The organism is Paenibacillus amylolyticus (assembly GCF_050990605.1).
GTDB classification, from domain to species: Bacteria; Bacillota; Bacilli; order Paenibacillales; family Paenibacillaceae; genus Paenibacillus; species Paenibacillus amylolyticus_H.
Map to the genome: position 1 here is coordinate 2,976,894 of NZ_CP158832.1, position 20,469 is coordinate 2,997,362.

The following is a 20,469-nucleotide window of genomic DNA, read 5'->3' on the forward strand; positions in this document are numbered from 1 at the left end:
ATAACAACAAGTTGCTCATTGTGCAAATTTACTCATTGTGCAATTATTTCAGACTTGATTAAATGCGATTAAGGAGGCAGGTCGACTGAATGAAGATGAATTATTATCCATGATCATTAGGAAACAGCATCCAAATGTTTCTTGGCGCTTCACTGGATTATGGCGAATTTTCGTCATACTCTTGATTAGTAATAATGATAGAATCGGATGAACAAGAATCAGCTCAAGGGATTGAACTATCTTAAATAGGAAAGATAAAGTGGGATACATAATTTTTGTTATGGAGGTAAACCCTATGAATAAAGATGAGTTTTTTATGCATAAAGCCATTGAGATCGCTCTGCAAGCTCGGAAAGAAGGAAACGAACCATTCGGAGCCATTCTGGTGAAAAATGAAGAAGTGGTCATGATTGGTGAGAATAAAATCAACACTTTTTGTGACCCTACGCATCATGCAGAAATTGGACTTATCCGAAAATATTGTTCCGAACATCATGTGTTTGACCTGAGCGAGTACACTCTATATACCAGTTGTGAACCGTGTGTAATGTGTTCAGGTGCTATGGTTTGGTCAAATCTGGGAAGGCTGGTGTACAGCGTATCCCATGATCAATTAGCGGAAATTGCTGGTGGTAACATCATGATCGCGTGTGAAGACGTATTTGAGAAAAGTCCTCAAAAGCCTGAAGTAACAGGGGAATTACTTAACACCGAAGGGTTAAAAGTCTTCGAAGGATATCAATTTCATTCCAAGTCATAATCCGTTCAAAAAAATTATTTTGATAATTGCTTGATTTTTTTTTCAACGTCTGATAGTGTAAGACCTGTGATTTTGGGAAGTTTATTTATCAATATGAATTAGAGCTTTCCAGCAGATAATTTTGACCACTTCACCAGGAAGTTAAGGCCATACGGACAGCCGGGTCAAACGCCGATTGGCAACTTACGTTGCTTTATTGATTGAGTTCAAAGCTCAAATTTTATAAGTTGGTTACTTTACAACCAGTGCAATTGCACATCAACTTGTGAAACGGTCAATAAGAGTGGTAAAGGCGAATTATTTGCTATATAGACTCTGATCCAATATTGATATACATGAAGGAGCTTTCCGCCAAAGGAGTTCTTGTGGACTTTTTTGGTCATGGAGACTTCACGTCTTTTTTATGATGTATATCGATAAGCAAGTGTGATGATGCGCGATTGCGGGCATTTTTCACCTTGCTTTTTTTGTTGTCTTGTTGTTGTGACCGTATCAAACCAAATTAAACCAATTAAAAAAATACATATTGGGATAGGAGAATGTAAAATGGGAAAAGCACTAATCATCGGCGCCGGCGGCGTAGCTTCCGTGGCAGTACACAAATGCGTTCAAAACAGCGAAGTTTTTGAGGAAATCTGCATCGCGAGTCGTACAAAATCCAAATGTGATGAACTCAAAGCGAAGCTGGACGGCGGAAAAACAAAAATTACGACAGCACAAGTTGATGCTGACAATGTTGAAGAACTAATCGCTCTGATCAACGAAGTTAAACCGGATATCGTTATGAACCTTGCTTTGCCGTATCAAGATCTGACAATCATGGATGCTTGCCTTGCAACTAAAACAAATTACATGGACACAGCTAACTATGAGCCACATGATACAGCGAAGTTTGAATACAGCTGGCAATGGGATTACAAAGAGCGTTTTGAACAAGCAGGCATCACTGCATTACTCGGTAGTGGATTTGACCCAGGCGTGACTGGCGTATTCTCCGCTTATGCCCTGAAGCATTACTTTGACGAAATTGAGTACATCGATATTCTGGACTGCAATGGCGGCGACCACGGCTATCCGTTCGCAACCAACTTCAACCCCGAGATCAACATTCGCGAAGTATCTGCGAACGGAAGATACTGGGAAAATGGTGAATGGATCGAAACGAAGCCAATGGAAATCAAACGTGTCTACGACTTCAAAGAAGTTGGTGAGAAAGACATGTACCTGTTGTACCATGAGGAACTGGAATCTTTGGCGAAAAACATGCCAGGTCTGAAACGTATCCGTTTCTTCATGACATTTGGTCAAAGCTACCTGACCCACTTGAAAGCACTTGAAAATGTAGGCATGACTTCAATCGATCCTATCGAATATGAAGGAAAACAAATTATTCCATTGCAATTCCTGAAAGCAGTACTGCCAGATCCGGCATCCCTTGGACCACGTACTGTAGGTAAAACGAACATCGGTTGTATTTTCAAAGGTAAAAAAGATGGTCAAGACAAAACATATTATGTGTACAATATTTGTGATCACCAAGAGTGTTACAAAGAAGTGGGTTCCCAAGCGATCTCTTACACAACAGGCGTGCCAGCCATGATTGGTGCGGCAATGGTCATGACAGGCAAATGGAACAAACCAGGCGTATACAATGTAGAAGAGTTCAACCCAGATCCATTCATGGAAGAGTTGAACAAATGGGGCCTCCCATGGGTAGAAGACTTCAACCCGGTACTCGTTGATGAGCTGCCAGAAGAAGTTAAAGAATCGGAGCTCGTTCGTTAAAATGCGGTTTGAGCAATTACCGACACCATGTTTTGTTGTTGACGAGACGCTTATCGAGAAAAACCTAAAAATCCTGAACGGTGTTATGCAGCGTACAGGTGCCAAAATCGTGCTCGCTCAAAAGGCATTCTCCATGACCGCGATGTATCCGCTGATTGGAGAATACCTGAGCGGCGCTACGGCGAGCGGTTTATATGAAGCGCGCCTGGGCCACGAGGAAATGGGCAAAGAGAACCATGTCTTTGCTCCGGCATACCGCGCAGAAGAGATTGATGAGATTCTCTCCATCTGTGATCACATTATTTTTAATTCGTTTTCACAGCTTGCCAAGTTTAAGGATAAGGCGCTTCAAGCTGGCCGTAAGGTCGGCTTGCGCGTCAATCCTGAATGCTCTACCCAAGAAGGGCACGAGATCTACGATCCGTGTTCTCCGGGTTCGCGTTTTGGCGCGAAACAAGAGGATTTCCAAGCAGAGCTGTTGGAAGGTGTCTCCGGACTGCACTTCCACACACTTTGTCAGCAAAACTCCGACGATCTGGAGACTACGCTGAACGCAGTGGTTGAGAAGTTTGGACAATGGTTGCCACAAATGGAATGGATCAACTTCGGTGGTGGACACCATATCACGCGTGAAGATTATGATATTCCAAGGTTGGAAGCTTGCATCAAACGCATGCAGAACGATTATGGCCTGGAAGTATATCTGGAGCCAGGAGAAGCTGTTGCGCTGAACGCGGGTTATCTGGTGACTTCTGTGCTGGACTTCCATAAGAACGGTATGGACATCGCCATTCTGGATACTTCTGCAACGTGTCATATGCCGGATGTGCTGGAAATGCCATATCGTCCGCCGCTGATCGGTTCGGGAGAAGTGGGTGAGAAGGCTCATCTGTATCGCCTTGGTGGACAAACCTGTCTGTCTGGTGACGTGATTGGGGATTATTCATTCGATCAGCCTTTGCAAGAAGGCGACCGTCTGGTATTCGAGGACATGGCGATCTACTCCATGGTGAAAACCAACACGTTCAACGGTATGCCGCTTCCAGCGATTGCTGTTAAAAGAAAAGACGGCGAATGCGAAGTTGTTCGCGAATTCGGATATCAGGATTTCAAAATGAGGTTGGCATAATTATATGTTTGCTATATATGAGTGAATATTAAACCGGATTCCGCTATTAGGAATCCGGTATTTTTTTGCGCAACTTCAAGTGTACTACTGAGTTAATAACGACTTCATAGTCTGGATAAATTACATCTGTAACTCATGTTCCCCAACTCAAGGGTTCTGGATTATTAAATTCAGCGTGATACGGCGGGGACACATTTTAAGTTAACGCCCGTCTTTTTTTCTTCCGAATTAGCATGGTCAGGAAAAGAAAGGCAGGAAGAGCTATCTGAAAGATAGGCCAGACATAAACCAAAGCTACATTTAAACCAAACCACAAAAATTCGGTCAACCTTGGGCTGAGAAACGTAAGCGCGTATATAATTATGCTTAGTAACATCAACGCAGCCTTATATCTCAAGGGGAAGATCGTCTGCAGCCCGATGACGGCACCGAACATAAAACCCGCTGTTTTGATTCCGATCCCAATAAATAGAACCAACGTAAACAGGACATCAGCTCTCTCAATGATCTTCGCGATCTGGATCATTTGAGTAACTGCAAATAACGGATAGGTGATGGATGCAGCCAATTGTGGACCCAGGACCAGGATGGTTAATTCATTCATAATCACTAGGAACACCGCAGTGATCCAGTAGGCAATGATGATCGACCGCTTTAGTTTACGTTTATTCGTGACAATCTTAAACAACACAAGAAAGAGAATCGTCTGACCGAAGGGAAAGGACATGATTTCGGGAATAGCAGCGTTGATTACTGGAGTTAGCCCATTCTCTAATACAGGGAACAAAAATTCAAAGTGAATGAGTTTCGTAAAAGGGGTAAACAGTAGGATAACACCATAGCCAAACACCAAAAGAATAAAGAATAGATGACATAGAAGGAACCAGACTTTGGGTCCAAACCGAACTACATCGGCACAAACAACCAATGCAATCAACGTAACGACTTCAGTTGGTGTCCTGTTCAGCAATGTCAGTGTTCCGAGTTCACCAATGTCCCTGACTGTCCTCGAAGCTTCGTATGTAAAGTAACCGATGAACAACAGACCGCCTAGTTTGCCAATCCATTTGCCCCAATAATGACATAGGAGTTCGAACAAATCTCGCTGCGGGTCAAGTTTGTGAATGGATAGGTACATCATCAGGAGTACGAACCCTGCAAGTGCGCCTATCGTCATGGCCAGCCAAGCATCTTGCCTGGCTGTAGCTCCCAACAGGAATAACGTTGTACTGCCAACCTGAAACAGGGAGAAGGCAATGACTAACCCGGATACCCGGGCATCTGTTTTTTTCATAAATTTATCCCCTTATTACAAAATGGATTAGTTTTCACTTCCAATATGCTTTTGTAGAAGTCCAGGACGGTCGATTCGTGCATCCACTCGAATGTCCAGTTCCATCTTCTTGAATTCCTGACTCCAATTACCTTTTATATTTTTCCACTCTTTGGGGAACTTGCGATGAATCCGATCAGCAAATCCAACTGCATCCACACCAAGTTCCTGGAGTTTAGACCAGCCTTCATTAATCGTGCTGGTTACTTCCTTTGCAATCTCATTTTCCATTTCATGTATGGTCTTTGTCTTGGAAATATCCTTAGTACAGGTAGTATCAATTAACCCTCCATTCAACTTAACTTTAACCTGCATGGTGTAATGAGAATTCGTTTTTCTGGGTATAAGCTTCACATCTGCTGACTCTACTCTAAGGGAAGAGTACATTTTCCTTTCGGCTTGCTCGCTGCATGGGAATGAAATTTCGGTTCTATTAATCTTCTGTGAGAGATAAGAGACGCCAAGACTCTCTTGCTTGTCGAGAAACCCTTTGAGTTTTCCATTTTGGAATACTCCCAGTTTAGTCAACGTCAACTTGAGCGGAGCCGATGTTGCCTTGAAAGCGTCCATATTCTCTGCTTCCTTCTCATTCTTAAGATCATGCTCTCCAACCAGCTCAGCGACCGGTACCCCAATGGATTTGGAATCCGAATTCATGCTCAATGCGAAATCAAAAACTCTAACTTTTGGAAATAACGATAGATAATCGCTCTCTTTGTCGATCATATCGGACATGGCAGCACCTTGATTTTTTTCTGGCACGGCTATCTTCTTTATTAGATTGGATGCAAGGCCATCGGTTACAACCATAGATACCATTTCTCTGGCTTCCGTATTGCGCAGATAAAAATCGACTACCCGGTCCATACCGTTTTCAGCCGCTTTTTTCCCAATATAGATAACACGGTTATGGGCTACGTAAATTCGTCTTGATGTTTGCAAATTACTATAAGATAAAGCCTGATTATAAGTTTTGGCTTTTACAGAGTAGACATGAAATGCCGGTTGTGATGACCCTCCCGTTCCTCCTCCTGTTCCACTTGCAATGGCGGAGGGAAGAATAATCTGGTACGACACCAACCACTGGCCATCGTCCATCATATCTACTCCAGTAGCAGCAGTTACCCACAGCTCATTCAGTTCGACACGGTTCCAACATCCCGTCAAACCGAATAAAAAGGCTATAATCATCATGTACTTACCTAATCGAGCCACATCTTACCTCCTTATGCCATAGGGTCTTTCCCGTGTTCCCCTGCCCGTTCTGCAAAGGACTCGTGTTCCGTGGTCTGCCTCTTTACATTTGCACCACCATACATCACAGGTCGATTCTTCATTTTCCACCAAGGTACACGTACAAACAGATCTTTCAGATTGCCCTTAATGAAAGGTGCGATCGGCAGCATATAAGGAACACCAAACGAATTTAAAGATACCAATCGAACGAGAATGGGGACAGTGCCGGCCAACACGCCATATAATCCGAAGGAACCTGCCAACAGCATAAGAACAAATCGGAGTAAACGAACCGTACCCGACATATTGATAGCTGGGAGCACAAAGTTGCAGATTGCCGTAAAGGACACCACGATAACCATAGCAGCGGAAACCATTCCCGCCTGAACTGCAGCCTGTCCAATGACCAACGCACCAACGATCGAGATGGCCGGCCCAATGGCACGCGGCATCCGCGTTCCTGCTTCACGTATAACCTCGAAGGTCAATTCCATAATTATCGCTTCAAGCAGTGCTGGCAGTGGAGTGGTTTCTCTCTGTGCAGCCAGAGTGATAAGCATAGTCGTAGGCAGCATTTCCTGGTGAAAAGTAGTTGTTGCTATAAAGAACGAGGGCAACAGTAATGCCAGAAAAAAGGATGCGATCCGAATGATCCGAAGGAAAGATGCCAAATCATAACGCTGGTAGTAGTCTTCGCTGGATGCCATGAACCGAAAAAAGGTTACGGGAGCAGTCAGCACAAATGGGGTACCGTCAACCAATATGGCCACCAGCCCTTCAAGTAAGCTGCCAGCTACAGCATCCGGACGCTCGGTGTTGTATATAGTTGGAAATGGCGTCCATACACCATCTTGAATAAATTCCTCAATATATCCACTTTCGAGAATACTGTCGGTGTGGATGGAGTCTAATCGTTTGGATATTTCGATGACAACCTCCGGGTCTGCAATGCCTCGTATATACGCCACGGATACCTTCGTCTGAGTGTAAGTTCCTATATTTCGAGAATCAATGTGGAGATCAGTTGATTTAATCTTTCTCCGGAGAAGTGCGATGTTAGTGGATATATCCTCAGTAAACCCCTCTTTAGGGCCGCGTATCACTGTCTGTGATGACGGCTCCTCAACTGCTCTTTTAGCACCACCGCTGATAGAAGCAGCAAAGGCCTTGGGGCTTCCTTCGACGAGAAGAGCAACTTGTCCATCAAGAACAGCATGGATAAGTGCCTCCTCGTTATCAAGACAGGTGATGCTTCCAATAGGAATATGATCCATCAACCAGGTTTCGACATTATGATCAGAAATAGCGCCATTTCGAATACCTGCAGTAAGCTCCTCCAGCAGTGCTGTTAGTAGTTGCTGATCGACCAGGCCTTCAAAAAAGCTTACAGCCAGTAAAGGATGGCCGTGTTCACTGTTCCAACAACGAAGTATGTAATCTGTGCTATGTCCCATCTCTTGCTTCAGCATGGCCACGTTGTTCTCAAGCGAACAACTCAGCGCCTTAGGTAATATCGCTGACTTCTCGCCATCGACTTGCTTATGTTTCCCTTCATTGTTGGATCGTGCAGGTTGATTAAATAGCCAATTTCTAAACTTATTAATCACAGTAACTATTCCCTTCTTGATATCGATCAATTATTGTAATATGCTACGGTTCCACTATTTGTATTCACGCAAGTTGTCAGTACAGAACACAGAGCATGTCAAGATATGATTGTGAAGTCGTGCCCGAAATGCTTAACACACCGATGAGATGCTAGAGCATAAATTTCGTCGTACCGAACGTTTATCGGACAATGATGTAACACATACCAATGACATTCTATTGCCAAAACAGTGATTTTTATTATAGACTGTTTTTTATCTGTTGTTCATCAAGGGGGAAATGCAATGCATCAAAACAGAAAACAAAAGTCAAACAAGTTAAAGATCCTCTCCAAAGTATTATTGATTATCATTGGGGGATTTATAACGGGATATGGCCTGGAAGCCATATTGATCCCGAATAATGTCTCAGATGGTGGTGTCACAGGTCTGAGTATCGTAGGATCACAGCTATTTGGATTACCACTCGGGATGCTCATCGGGATTATTAACATTCCATTTGTGTGGCTAGGGTACAAGCAAATCGGTAAAAGCTTTGCGTTATATTCAATCATCGGTATTGCTTCACTGGCAATCAGCACCAGTCTGATGCACCATGTACCAACCATCATTGAAGGTGATACCTTGCTCGTAACGGTGGTCGGCGGGATTATCATCGGTTTTGGTATGGGACTTGCATTACGTAATGGCGGGGCATTGGATGGTATAGATATGTTGGCTGTACTCCTTTCGCGCAAAGTACCTTTTGGAACCAGTGATCTCATCCTCTTTCTTAATATGTTCGTCTTTGTTGTCGTTTCTACTGTATTCGGTTTGCAAGGCGCGATCTTGTCAGGACTTGCGTATTTTATTGCTTCTAAAGTAATACATATTGTTGAAGAGGGCTTGAGCGGCTCCAAAACGTTTAAAATTATTACGAATCAACCAGAAATCATGGTTGAAACCATTCGGGACAGACTAGGTCGTGGAGCAACGTATACCGATGCATACGGCGGCTACTCTAATGAGCAATTCAAGGAAATCACTTGTGTCATCAACCGAATGGAAGAGAGTAAAATTAAAGATATCATTCATGAAATTGATCCGACTGCTTTTGTAGTTGTATACGATGTAGCTGAAGTCAGAGGCGGCAATTTCAAAAAGAAAGATATTCACTAAGTAACTCATTACTCACTACAAAAAACGCGCTAGAGAGAGTAACTCTCCGGCGCGTTTTTTACATGTTATGTTTGTGTAAGAAAGGAAACGTAATGGTGATTCCAGAGTGTTATAGTTAACATTTTTCAGTGAAAATGGTAGTGAAACTGCTGTCAACACCTTCAATAAACAAAGGCACAGCATAGACAACACCGATGTCTGATAAATCCTGATTTAAATTCATATCCTCAATAACGAGAATGAACTTGCCATCTATCCGGTCTTTCCCCAGAATCTTCTGATGGAAAGCGATGGCTTCATCCTCATAAAGTGAAGAGCCAGCAGAGATCATATCCATGCCAACGGCTCGTAATGAATCAAAAACCATCAGGTAACTGGCAGCAGATGCTGCAAACCCCGGGTTATGGTCACTATAACGAACAGGGTCTGAGAAACGAAGCTTTCCAAAACCGGTGCGTATGAGCAGCAAATCGGAGCCGGCAATCTGGTGCTCATATGGCTTCAGATCAGCTTTGGTGATCAGTTCATCATCACTTTTGGGAATATCGATGATTGTTGGATGAGTGAAAATAAAGTCGTCTATTGGAATATCACTTAGCTTTTTACCTTGTGGATCGAAGTGCCACGGTCCGTCAATATGGGTACCATTATGATTAAGAGATGAGATTACAAATTGATTGTACATATCTCCCTTTTCTATACTGGACTGCTGCTGTATCTCAACTGGTGGATTATATTTGTACACAGGAGTATTTGCACTAAGAGGATAGGACAAGAGCACTCGCTTCATTTTCCTTACTCTCCTTTGGGTTACAGGCTAGACTCAATACCACTCTTAAAGTCAAGCACTTCTCATTCATGAAGCAAGCAGCGACAGACCTTGTGCTATTTTATGTTTGAACCTCATATTTATGTTCATTTGCATGTTCCTTAATGGAAAAAGGCTGATTTTGATCAAAATGCATAAGCCAAGCCTAGTTATGGAAAACTTCTGTAGTGCAGATATATTGCATGATTCCATTTCGGGAGGTGACTATTATGAGCAATCCGGATAACCGTAAGGATAACGTGGAGCATCTGCAGAATGCAGTGGAGAACACAATCGAGAACTACCGGGAAGCAGAGGATTATCTTGAGGAATTTGGAGATGAAATCCCGGAACACGAAAAGACTCAAATCGAGGAAAAAAATGAACGACGCAAACATAGTATTTCCGGCTTTCGTGAAGAAATTAAAGATGAAGCAAAACATCAGCAATAAACTCGGAAGTTATGTTTGATTTATGAGGAGGTTAATGGATGTCACATCAGGACCCGCAAGAGCTTCTGCAGCAAAAACATGAGCAGGATGAGCATAAAAAGCAATTCACCCAGTTCTCCCGAAATGTTTCCGGACATGGAGAGGTAGAAGCAGGACAGGAATTTAGTAATGATCGGTTAGATGATGATCAGAACCGGATGAAGACTGTTGAGAACAAGCGTGCTCGATCGTAAAAAACGTTGTTTGATCCCCTTTCAGTAGACAAGTACTTCCATCGGTTCAGATGGATTTGATTTTGTTGAGAAAAGGGGGTTTTTAATTTTTGATAATAAACAATGCGAGATGTAATACATACACCGAGTTCTGGGCCTTGAATTTGGAACAGATGATTATATCACCAAGCCTGCTGGTAGTCAGCGCAAGCAAATGGTCGTATATTAATAGTATGTGGATTATGGGACATACCCTAGATCACATTCGAAATATAATGATTATACATAGAAAGAAGGAAAAAACATGGACTTTAAACCGCTTGCTTCATTTATTGACCAGATTACATCCTGGCGTATACCGTGGGCAGAGGTGCTGGTGATGCATCGAAATGATACCGTTTTCCATTATCGTAATGGATACGCTAATCTGGAAGAGAAAACACCGATTGGTGATGGAGCGATCTTCAATCTATACTCCATGACCAAAATCATGACCTGCGTGGCAGGATTGCAACTGGTGGAGAGAGGTGAAATGCTGCTAAGTGATCCGTTGTCCGATTATCTGCCAGAATATGCTGATATGACCGTAAAGAAAACGATGGCGAACGGAGAGATTCGACTGGAAAAGGCGACAAGAGCCATTACAGTGCGCGACTTATTCACCATGACCGCCGGGTTCTCCTATGACGTGGGTAGTCCAAGCATCCGGGAAGCTGTCAAAAGAACCGACGGCACATTGCCGACACGTGACTTTGCGAGAGCCCTTGCGAAAGAACCACTGCTGTTTGAACCAGGGACACACTGGAATTACAGCATGTGCCATGATGTACTGGGAGCCTTGATTGAAGTGGTAAGTGGTAAAAGCTTTGGTACGTATCTCCGGGACAAAATCACCGGTCCACTTGGTATGAACGATACAACGTTCAATCTAAACGATGAGCAGCAGACACGCCTGATTCCGCAGTATGCTTATAATGATGAGCTTGAGAAGGCTGTACGTCTGGACGGAAACGGATTCCGGGTAGGCACCGAGCTGGAAAGTGGCGGTGCAGGCTTGTTGTCAACCGTTAGTGATTACGCACGTTTTCTGAACACGCTTACTGGTCTTGGCACAAGTACTGAAGGTGTACGCATTTTGTCAAAAGCTTCAGTGGAATTAATGCGAACAGATCATCTGAACGAGATGACTCGCGGTGATTATTCTTGGGATCATATGTATGGATACGGCTATGGATTAGGTGTTCGTACACATATTTCCAAAGCAGGCAGTGGTTCGCTAAGCCCGCTTGGTGAATTTGGATGGAGTGGCGCTGCTGGATGTATGGCTATTATGGATCCGGATTCAGAGCTTACGGTCATGTATGCCCAGCACCTGCTGAATAGTCAGGAGCCGTACGTTCAACGACGCTTACGTAATGTGATATACTCCTGCCTATAATTATATCGTATTCGAAGTTACTTGAAGAGCCGCTAATTAGCGGCTTTTTTATGTTATATGGATTAATAACGATAAAATAGATTGATATATTTCTTTATTAGAAAGGGTATGTTATCATTCTTAGGAAAATAGTACTAGTAGGAGGGATTGCTTATTGAACATAAACCCATATTAATTACATAGTTTGACCAAGAGTACACTCTAGCAAGTACCTGTTTGAATGTTGAGATTATGCACGATTCAAATTTAGAAATGAGCTTTTAGATTTTGATTTTTTTACTCAAAGGAGAGTCATCAATGATACACCCTAAACACAACGCAAAATGGGCTTCGCTGGCCTTACTTACCTTAATTGGCTATGTTCTGAGCGCATTGTTCCTGTTACCACCCAATGCTGCTGCCAAAGGAGAGCAAATCTCTGCCAAACAGCTCGCAAGTATGAGCCGACTTTCATTTACGCTTCGTGATGTCAAGCAAACGGCATACACGGTTTATATTTTTGCTTATGATGAACAGAAGAGCACGTTGACCGAGGAAAATGGTTGGACGAAAAACAAAAAAGGTGATAAAAGTTATACAGGAACGTATCGTGCGGCCTTGCTGAAAAAAGGTGCAGCATACGGAACAGTGCAAGCAGCAAAACTGGATCTGAATACGATTATTATGCCCCAAACCTGGAACTTCGTTGTGAAAGGCAAAGAGGCGAGTACACCAGATATGCTGATGATCACGGACTGGGGAACTTCTAATTTCAATGAAGTGAAAACGTATATCGTTCGTTCCGGGGAATTGCGCCGTGTCACATATGTCGATAATAAGGGAAAAAAAATTGACGATGCATACTCCGCGATCAGAGATGGTGGAATTCGTACTCTTACAGGTGCCCGAGTGCAGTTAAAAAATTACAACAACCTTCAATTCGTCTATGGCGTTAATACGTTTAAGCTGAATGTGAACAAATTGGAAATGCGGTTGGAAGATACGCGCAACCTTCGTACAAGAGATTGGCCGAACTCGGGTGTTGGCGATCGTGCTTACCTGAAAAGCCTGAAGGACGCTGCATTAAAGGGTGCATTGCCTGGGCGAACGGACATCAAGATTGGCATGACGCTTCAAAATGCACAAAAAAAGCTGGGGAAACCCAATTCTCGTTCTAACGAAGAATGGGGAGCGTTCTATTATTATTCTAAATTCGGCGTTGGATTCGATTCATACATGCATGAGCTTACCAATAAATCACGTATTGCCGTTTTTGACCTGTACAATGAGAAGCAGAATCTTTCGCCATGGAATGTTAGAATATGGATGGGGAAACCGTCCTCAGAATATTACAATGAAGTCGTAGGTGGTTATGAGATGGTATATCATTTGGGTAATCACGCCATTGTATTTAACTATGAGGAAGAAGAGGACTTGATTGACTTTACGAGTATATATTAAGGGATATAATCCAGAGAATTGAATATTCATGGGACTGTATAAACAAACAAAAGCCGCTAATTAGCGGCTTTTTTTAATGTCCATAAGATGCACTATTAGTTATTTTATTGGCGTGTTATCGGCGCTTTGTACAGAACGTACACGATTAACCAAGTAGATGCCAACGGATACGAACAACAATGCGGCCAAGTTTTTCAGCTCCAAGATCGTTTCCCCCAGGAATAACGCAGATAACAATGCGCCAAACACAGGGATAAGGAAGTTGTATACAGACACTCTTCCGACCTTATTGTACTTGAGAAGCATATTCCACAAACAAAATGCGACGGATGACAGCAAGGCCAAATAGATCAAATTACTGGTGGATTCCAGAGTGAAATGAGTGACTCGTCCGCCGAGTAACAGACCTAACAGTGTAAGTGTCAATCCCCCGACAAATAAGCTGACACCTGTGATGATCAGAACATCGATCGTAGCCGTGAGACGTTTTGCGTAAAGGGCCGTAACGGAAAAAACAAGTGCAGCTATAATAACGAACCCTTCGCCTGTAAATGAGAAGGAAAAAGCAAGCAGATCCGTATGAAAGTTTACGATGATTACACCAACGAATCCGAGCAAGCAGCCAACGATTTTATTTCTGCTTAATTTGTCGTTCTTATAGATGAAATGGGCCAGAACCACACTGAAAAAGGTCGTCGTTGCATTCATAATGGAGCCTTTGACACCCGTTGTATTGGCTACGCCAACGTAGAAAAACATATATTGCAAACCGGTTTGCAATATACCAAGCATGATGAGACTTGTCCACTGCGGCTTGGACAATTGCAGCTTCTGTTTTCTTACGATACGAGACAGGAGCAAGAGTAGCACGCCCGCCAGTGTAAATCGGTATCCTGCAAATACATACTTGGAAGCAATATCTTCCGGCAGAATGTTAAACGCGATATATCCAAGTTTGATGGATGGGTACGCGCTTCCCCATAACAAGCAACATAGGCTTGCCACGAGCATAACAACAATGGGATCACTAAATTTACTCGGTTTCTCAAGGGTATTTCTCTCTCTCACTTTCGATCTTCTCCTCGCATTTCTTGCATATATGTATGTATGAATCTAATATCCTCACTGACCATATCACATATCGCTATGATTTGTAATGATAATAAACTCCGTAACTTAGCTGAGAAGACTTAATAAGACAGGAAGAACCATGCTATAGATGAATTCCAGTGCAATTTCGTGTAGACTTGGAGAAATTTCCAGAATAAAAACGCTTGTCAAATTGAAAATAATATGATAATTTAATGTCTGTAACCGGTTACACATAGAGGAGCGCAACTTATGACAACAATTAAAGACGTAGCTCAACTGGCTGGCGTATCTGTTGCCACCGTATCCAGAGTCATTAATGATAGAGGTTATGTTCATGCGGACACACGCAAGAAAGTAGAAGATGCTGTGAAGGCGCTTCACTTTTCGCCAAATGAAGTGGCCCGCTCATTATATAAGCGCAAGTCCAAACTGATTGGCCTGTTGTTGCCGGACATTGCCAACCCCTACTTTCCGCAGTTGGCCCGCGGGGTAGAGGACCGGATGCAGGAACAGGACTACAGACTGATATTCGGAAACAGTGATGAGGATGAACGGAAGGAGCAGGATTACATCCAGACGTTTATCCAGAACAATGTGGTCGGTGTAATCTCTTCAACGAACTACCCTCATTCTTCAATATATAAAAACCTGAAGATTCCCGTCGTGTTTTTGGATAGAACATCACTGGATCGTCCATCCGTGTATGCGGATGGTAGGGAAGGTGGAAGACTAGCTGCAAGGGAGATTATCCAACGCGGCAGTCGCCGGATCACAGTTATGCAAGGACCGTCACAGATCAGACCAGCTCAGGATCGCTTTGAAGGGGCGATAGAAATTATCCGTGATGCTGGGTTAGATTACCGGGTAATCCAAACGACCTCATTTTCAATTAACGAGGCAGGTATATGGGCTGAAGAATTATTCAGGAAGTATGCGGACACAGATGGGGTGATTGCCAGTAATGATATCGCAGCCATGGCAGTACTGCATGAGGCCTCACGAATTGGAAGGAAGATTCCTGATGATGTCCAAGTGATTGGTTTCGATGATATACCGATGAGCAGCCTGTTATCGCCGGCATTGTCCACCATCCATCAGCCAGCATACGAGATGGGAAGAGAAGCGGCGGGATTACTTATCCAGCTTGTGGAACAAGCTGCAATAGAGAACAAAAACATACAGTTGCCCGTGAGCTTCATCGAACGGGGCACTACGAGAAAGGTGAGATCAGATGGCTAAAATATGTGTAATTGGAAGCAGTTCGATGGATCTGGTTGTTACTTCGTCAAGACGGCCTGGGGCGGGTGAAACCGTTCTTGGCGAAAGCTTCAAAACGGTTCCTGGGGGCAAAGGAGCCAATCAGGCTGTAGCTGCTGCACGACTTGGTGCCGAGGTTGCGATGATCGGCCGGGTAGGCGACGATGCCTTTGGCAAAGATATTTTAGAGAACTTCAGAGCAAATGCTGTAAATACGCAAAATGTGAAACCGGTTACACATTTAGAAAGTGGAACGGCTCATATCATTCTGGCGGAAGGTGATAATAGTATTGTAGTAGTTGAAGCGGCGAATCGTGAAGTCACTCCTGCATATGTCGATGAAGCAGCGGAAGTGATCCGTAATGCAGATATTGTACTCATTCAGCAGGAAATTCCGGAGGAAACCGTTGTTCATGTAAGTACAATGTGTGCAGAGTTTGGAACCCCATTACTCCTTAATCCTGCTCCGGCAAGAGCATTGCCGCAAGAAGTTATCAACAACGCCGCATATATCACGCCGAACGAACATGAAGCGGAGATCTTGTTTCAGGGCATGAGTCCGGCAGAGGCACTACGTCAATATCCTAACAAATTGTTCATCACGGAAGGCAGTAAAGGTGTTCGTTATTTTGATGGCACAGAAGAAATTCTAGTTCCAACTTATAAGGTGGAGGCTGTCGATACCACCGGTGCAGGGGATACGTTCAACGCCGCATTTGCAGTTGCTTTGGCTGAAGGCAAACCGTTGCAAGAGAGCGTACGCTTCGCTAATCGGGCTGCGTCGTTGTCCGTCACCAAGTTCGGAGCCCAGGGCGGCATGCCAACACGGGATGAAGTAGAGGAGAGCTTGTAATGAAAAGAAATGGCATGTTGAATAGTCACATCTCCAAGATTCTGTCTGATCTGGGCCATACGGACATGATTGCGATTGCGGATGCAGGTCTGCCGGTACCTGACGGGGTAATCAAAATCGATCTGGCCCTGAAACTGGGCACACCAAGTTTTCGCGAAGTGGTAGAGGTTATCGCAGAAGATATGGTCATTGAGAAAGTTATTGTGGCAGAAGAAATTCAAGAAGGCAATCCCACAGCTATGCAATTCATCACGGAGAAATTCGGTGAAGAAGTCATCGATGCTTCCGTCAGTCACGAACAATTCAAAGTATTAACCCGACAGGTGAAGGCGGTCATCCGAACAGGTGAAGCAACACCCTATGCCAATTGCATTTTACAATCGGGAGTCCATTTCGGTTAAAGGAGGTTGCGTAATGCACATTCAGATGCAAGACATTTATAAAGCGTTTGGTACGAATCAGGTGTTAAGTGGAGTGGATTTTGAACTAAAGGATGGTGAAGTTCATGCCCTGATGGGGGAGAATGGAGCCGGCAAATCCACCCTGATGAACATTCTGATTGGTCTTCATCAGCGAGATCAGGGAACCATCCGTATAGACGGAGAAGAGAACTATTTTGGGAGCCCGAAGGAAGCAGAAAGCCTGGGTATCACCTTTATACATCAGGAACTGAATGTATGGCCTGAAATGACGGTGCTGGATAATCTCTTTATTGGTAAGGAACTGACATCATCCTTAGGTTTACTTAATACAAAACAAATGAAAGCGCTCGCTAAAGAACAGTTTGCCAAACTTTCCGTAGACATATCACTGGAACGTCCTGCGGGAGAGTGCTCTGTCGGGCAGCAACAGATGATCGAGATTGCCAAAGCACTAATGACAGATGCCAAGGTCATCATTATGGACGAGCCAACAGCCGCACTTACGGAGCGTGAGATCCAGAAGTTATTTGGTGTGATCAGCTCGCTGAAAAAGGACGGCGTATCCATCGTGTATATTTCTCACCGTATGGAGGAGATATTCACGATCTGTGACCGGATTACGATTATGCGTGATGGTAGAACAGTAGATACTCAGCCTATTCCACAGACAAGTTTTGATGAAGTGGTGCGAAAAATGGTGGGTCGTGAACTTACCGAGCGTTACCCTGTCCGGAAGCCTTCCTATGGTGAAGTTGTTCTGGAGGTAAGGAATGCAAGCAGCAAAGGGTTGTTTGAGAATATTAACTTCACCGTGAGAGCTGGAGAAATCCTCGGTTTCTCAGGACTTATGGGTTCTGGACGAACAGAGATCATGAGAACCATCTTTGGGTTGGATACGTTGGACAGTGGTGAGATCTTCATCCGCGGTAAAAAAGCGAACATTCGTAAACCGGCAGATGCCGTGAAACATGGAATCGGGTTTATTACAGAAGACCGCAAGGATGAGGGGTTGGTGCTGGACTTCTCGATTCGCGAAAATATGGCGTTGACGAATCTGTTCAGTTTTTCAAACAAAGGTTTCATTTCGGCTTCGAAAGAACAAGAATTCGTAGATACATTGATCAAACGTCTACAGATTAAAACGCAATCCTCCGAGACGGCGGCAAGAAATCTATCCGGGGGTAACCAGCAGAAGGTGGTTATCGCAAAATGGGTTGGGATCGGTCCAAGCGTACTTATCCTGGATGAACCTACACGCGGAGTGGATGTCGGAGCGAAGCGCGAAATCTATGAATTGATGAATGAACTGACAGCCCGCGGAGTTGCAATCATCATGGTATCGTCCGAGTTACCTGAAGTGCTGGGCATGAGCGACCGGATCGCGGTTGTGCATGAAGGACACATCAGTGGTGAGGTCGCAAGGGAAGTAGCAACACAAGAACACATTATGACATTGGCCACAGGGGGACAGTGATATGACAACAATGCAGGAAAACAAAACGGCGAAAAGCGGCTTCCGTTTCTCAAATATGATACAAAAATTGGGACCGCTGCTTGGCTTAATCATTCTTATTCTCATCGTATCGGTGTTGAATCCAAGTTTCTTGGAACCGCTTAATATCTTGAATTTACTGCGTCAAGTCTCGATTAATGCGCTGATTGCCTTCGGTATGACGTTTGTTATCCTGACAGGTGGAATTGATCTGTCTGTCGGCTCAATTTTGGCTCTATCCAGTGCTTTTGTAGCAAACATGATGTTGTCGGGCCTCGATCCGATCTTGTCCATCATTATTGGTGTAGCACTCGGTGGTGTCATGGGTATGGTGAACGGACTGATGATTACCAAAGGTAACATGGCTCCATTTATCGCTACATTGGCTACGATGACGATATTCAGAGGACTAACTTTGGTATACACGAACGGTAACCCAATTACAGGACTCGGGGATAACCTGTTGTTCCAATTGTTTGGCCGCGGTTACCTGCTGGGTATTCCGGTACCTGCAATCACGATGCTGATTACCTTCATGATTCTATGGATTGTTCTGCATAAAACAGCTTTTGGTCGCAAAACGTATGCTATCGGCGGTAATGAGAAAGCTTCCATTATCTCGGGTATCAAAGTTAATCGCGTGAAAATTATGATCTACTCCCTGACAGGTATGCTCGCTGCTTTGGCAGGTGCAATTCTGACATCGCGCTTGAATTCAGCGCAACCAACAGCAGGTACATCCTATGAGCTGGATGCGATTGCAGCAGTTGTATTGGGTGGTACAAGTCTCGCTGGAGGACGCGGACGAATCGTTGGTACACTGATCGGTGTTCTGATTATCGGCGTCCTGAATAATGGATTGAACTTACTTGAAGTAAACTCATTTTATCAAATGGTTGTAAAAGGTATCGTCATTGCCATTGCCGTCCTGCTGGATCGCAAGAAAACAGCATAAGGAGAGAATATATATGAAAAAGTGGACGTTAACACTTGTAAGTATGCTGATGATCATCGTTATGGCCGGGTGCTCTCTGGAGCCACCAGAATGGGCCAAACCTGACCCTTCCAAAAGTAACGGACAAAAGAAAATAGGTTTGTCGATATCTACACTAAACAATCCATTCTTTGTATCACTGAAGGACGGGGTAATGGCTGAAGCCAAAAAACAGGGAATACAGGTCATCGTGGTTGATGCACAGAATGATTCGGCTAAACAAACCAATGATGTGGATGATCTCATTCAGCAAGGCGTCAGCGCACTACTGATTAATCCAGCGGACTCTGCGGCGATCTCCACAGCGGTTCAATCCGCCAACAGTGTGGGCATTCCCGTGATTACGCTGGACCGCTCCGCAGATAAAGGCGAAGTGGCGGCACTGGTGGCATCGGATAACGTTAAAGGCGGACGCATGGCAGCTGAATACTTCGTGGAACATCTCGGTGAAGGAGCCAAAGTCATTGAACTTGAAGGTGTGCCTGGTGCTTCCGCAACAAGAGAACGGGGAAAAGGCTTCCATGAAGTGGCTGACAAGCAACTCGATGTGGTTTCCAAACAATCTGCTGATTTCGATCGGTCCAAAGGATTAAATGTCATGGAGAACTTGTTGCAAGGTAATCCTGATGTGCAGGCGGTATTTGCCCATAATGATGAGATGGCACTTGGTGCGATTGAAGCGATTCAAAGCTCGGGGAAAGACATCCCGGTCATTGGATTCGATGGCAATGATGATGCAATCAAATCCATCAAAGATGGAAAATTGACGGCAACAGTCGCTCAGCAGCCAGTACTGATTGGCCAACTGGCGCTGCAAGCTGCTCTGGATGTGCTCAGTGGCAAACAAGTGGAGCCATCAATCCCGGCTGAATTGAAGCTGGTGACCAAGGAAAACGTGAACGAGTAAATCATCAAATCCCGTGTGTATCCGTTTGGGAAATGAACATAGAACTAAACCAAGCCGCTAATATAGCGGCTTTTTTACATTTTGAAAGTGTTGC

At 44.1% G+C, this 20,469-nt stretch carries 19 protein-coding genes; 14 read left to right on the forward strand and 5 right to left on the reverse strand.

Annotated features, from left to right (window positions below; translation table 11 throughout):
- Positions 1-295: 295 nt before the first annotated feature.
- From ABTV53_RS13565 to nspC, 3 genes are all read left to right on the forward strand, one after another.
- Entirely contained in the window at positions 296-760 is a 465-nt protein-coding gene (locus ABTV53_RS13565) for a nucleoside deaminase (protein WP_421889502.1), read from the forward strand.
- A gap of 546 nt (positions 761-1,306) precedes the next feature.
- The gene (locus ABTV53_RS13570) at positions 1,307-2,545 is read left to right on the forward strand and encodes a saccharopine dehydrogenase C-terminal domain-containing protein (RefSeq protein ID WP_433753623.1); all 1,239 of its coding nucleotides are present in this window, start codon (positions 1,307-1,309) and stop codon (positions 2,543-2,545) included.
- Position 2,546: 1 nt separating this feature from the next.
- Positions 2,547-3,674: a carboxynorspermidine decarboxylase gene (nspC, locus tag ABTV53_RS13575; protein ID WP_433753625.1), complete on the forward strand. Its 1,128-nt coding sequence runs from the start codon at positions 2,547-2,549 to the stop codon at positions 3,672-3,674.
- Positions 3,675-3,870: 196 nt separating this feature from the next.
- Here the strand turns inward: nspC and ABTV53_RS13580 are convergent, their stop codons facing one another.
- From ABTV53_RS13580 to ABTV53_RS13590, 3 genes are read right to left on the reverse strand one after another with little or no spacing between them, the layout of a single operon-like run.
- A complete protein-coding gene (locus ABTV53_RS13580) occupies positions 3,871-4,968 on the reverse strand; it encodes a GerAB/ArcD/ProY family transporter (RefSeq protein ID WP_433753626.1) in 1,098 nt (365 codons plus the stop codon).
- Positions 4,969-4,995: 27 nt separating this feature from the next.
- Positions 4,996-6,222 carry a Ger(x)C family spore germination protein gene (locus ABTV53_RS13585; RefSeq protein ID WP_433753627.1) on the reverse strand — a complete coding sequence of 409 codons (1,227 nt, stop codon included), beginning with the start codon at positions 6,220-6,222 and terminating at the stop codon, positions 4,996-4,998.
- A gap of 11 nt (positions 6,223-6,233) precedes the next feature.
- Complete coding sequence (locus tag ABTV53_RS13590; protein WP_433753628.1) at positions 6,234-7,850, reverse strand: spore germination protein; 1,617 nt, start codon at positions 7,848-7,850, stop codon at positions 6,234-6,236.
- Positions 7,851-8,135: 285 nt separating this feature from the next.
- Here ABTV53_RS13590 and ABTV53_RS13595 point away from each other — a divergent pair, with 285 nt between their 5' ends.
- Entirely contained in the window at positions 8,136-9,008 is an 873-nt protein-coding gene (locus ABTV53_RS13595) for a YitT family protein (protein WP_433753630.1), read from the forward strand.
- A 115-nt stretch (positions 9,009-9,123) separates the two neighbouring features.
- On the opposite strand, the gene ABTV53_RS13600 is transcribed toward ABTV53_RS13595, so the two are convergent.
- The gene (locus tag ABTV53_RS13600; RefSeq protein WP_433753632.1) at positions 9,124-9,798 is read right to left on the reverse strand and encodes a cyclase family protein; all 675 of its coding nucleotides are present in this window, start codon (positions 9,796-9,798) and stop codon (positions 9,124-9,126) included.
- 248 nt (positions 9,799-10,046) lie between these two features.
- On the opposite strand from ABTV53_RS13600, the gene tlp reads away from it, so the two are divergent.
- From tlp to ABTV53_RS13620, 4 genes are all read left to right on the forward strand, one after another.
- Positions 10,047-10,268 (forward strand): small acid-soluble spore protein Tlp, encoded by a 222-nt coding sequence (tlp, locus tag ABTV53_RS13605; RefSeq protein WP_433753634.1) that lies wholly within the window; start codon positions 10,047-10,049, stop codon positions 10,266-10,268.
- A 38-nt stretch (positions 10,269-10,306) separates the two neighbouring features.
- Positions 10,307-10,501, forward strand: a complete 195-nt coding sequence (locus ABTV53_RS13610; protein ID WP_433753636.1) for a hypothetical protein — start codon at positions 10,307-10,309, stop codon at positions 10,499-10,501.
- Positions 10,502-10,784: 283 nt separating this feature from the next.
- A complete protein-coding gene (locus ABTV53_RS13615; protein ID WP_433753637.1) occupies positions 10,785-11,918 on the forward strand; it encodes a serine hydrolase domain-containing protein in 1,134 nt (377 codons plus the stop codon).
- 297 nt (positions 11,919-12,215) lie between these two features.
- Complete coding sequence (locus ABTV53_RS13620) at positions 12,216-13,358, forward strand: DUF4309 domain-containing protein (RefSeq protein WP_433753639.1); 1,143 nt, start codon at positions 12,216-12,218, stop codon at positions 13,356-13,358.
- 99 nt (positions 13,359-13,457) lie between these two features.
- Here ABTV53_RS13620 and ABTV53_RS13625 read toward each other — a convergent pair whose 3' ends face one another.
- Positions 13,458-14,426: a DMT family transporter gene (locus tag ABTV53_RS13625; protein ID WP_433753640.1), complete on the reverse strand. Its 969-nt coding sequence runs from the start codon at positions 14,424-14,426 to the stop codon at positions 13,458-13,460.
- Between the two features lie 273 nt (positions 14,427-14,699).
- Between ABTV53_RS13625 and ABTV53_RS13630 the strand changes: the two genes are divergently transcribed.
- From ABTV53_RS13630 to rbsB, 6 genes are read left to right on the forward strand one after another with little or no spacing between them, the layout of a single operon-like run.
- A complete protein-coding gene (locus ABTV53_RS13630) occupies positions 14,700-15,689 on the forward strand; it encodes a LacI family DNA-binding transcriptional regulator (RefSeq protein ID WP_433753642.1) in 990 nt (329 codons plus the stop codon).
- Positions 15,682-16,560 carry a ribokinase gene (rbsK, locus tag ABTV53_RS13635; RefSeq protein ID WP_433753644.1) on the forward strand — a complete coding sequence of 293 codons (879 nt, stop codon included), beginning with the start codon at positions 15,682-15,684 and terminating at the stop codon, positions 16,558-16,560. The genes ABTV53_RS13630 and rbsK overlap by 8 nt, the downstream gene beginning before the upstream one ends.
- Positions 16,560-16,961: a D-ribose pyranase gene (rbsD, locus tag ABTV53_RS13640; RefSeq protein WP_433753645.1), complete on the forward strand. Its 402-nt coding sequence runs from the start codon at positions 16,560-16,562 to the stop codon at positions 16,959-16,961. The genes rbsK and rbsD overlap by 1 nt, the downstream gene beginning before the upstream one ends.
- Before the next feature lie 13 nt (positions 16,962-16,974).
- Positions 16,975-18,456 (forward strand): sugar ABC transporter ATP-binding protein, encoded by a 1,482-nt coding sequence (locus ABTV53_RS13645; protein ID WP_433753647.1) that lies wholly within the window; start codon positions 16,975-16,977, stop codon positions 18,454-18,456.
- A gap of 10 nt (positions 18,457-18,466) precedes the next feature.
- Positions 18,467-19,429: an ABC transporter permease subunit gene (locus tag ABTV53_RS13650; RefSeq protein ID WP_433754193.1), complete on the forward strand. Its 963-nt coding sequence runs from the start codon at positions 18,467-18,469 to the stop codon at positions 19,427-19,429.
- 13 nt (positions 19,430-19,442) lie between these two features.
- Positions 19,443-20,375: a ribose ABC transporter substrate-binding protein RbsB gene (rbsB, locus tag ABTV53_RS13655; protein WP_433753648.1), complete on the forward strand. Its 933-nt coding sequence runs from the start codon at positions 19,443-19,445 to the stop codon at positions 20,373-20,375.
- The last annotated feature ends 94 nt before the right edge of the window (positions 20,376-20,469 follow it).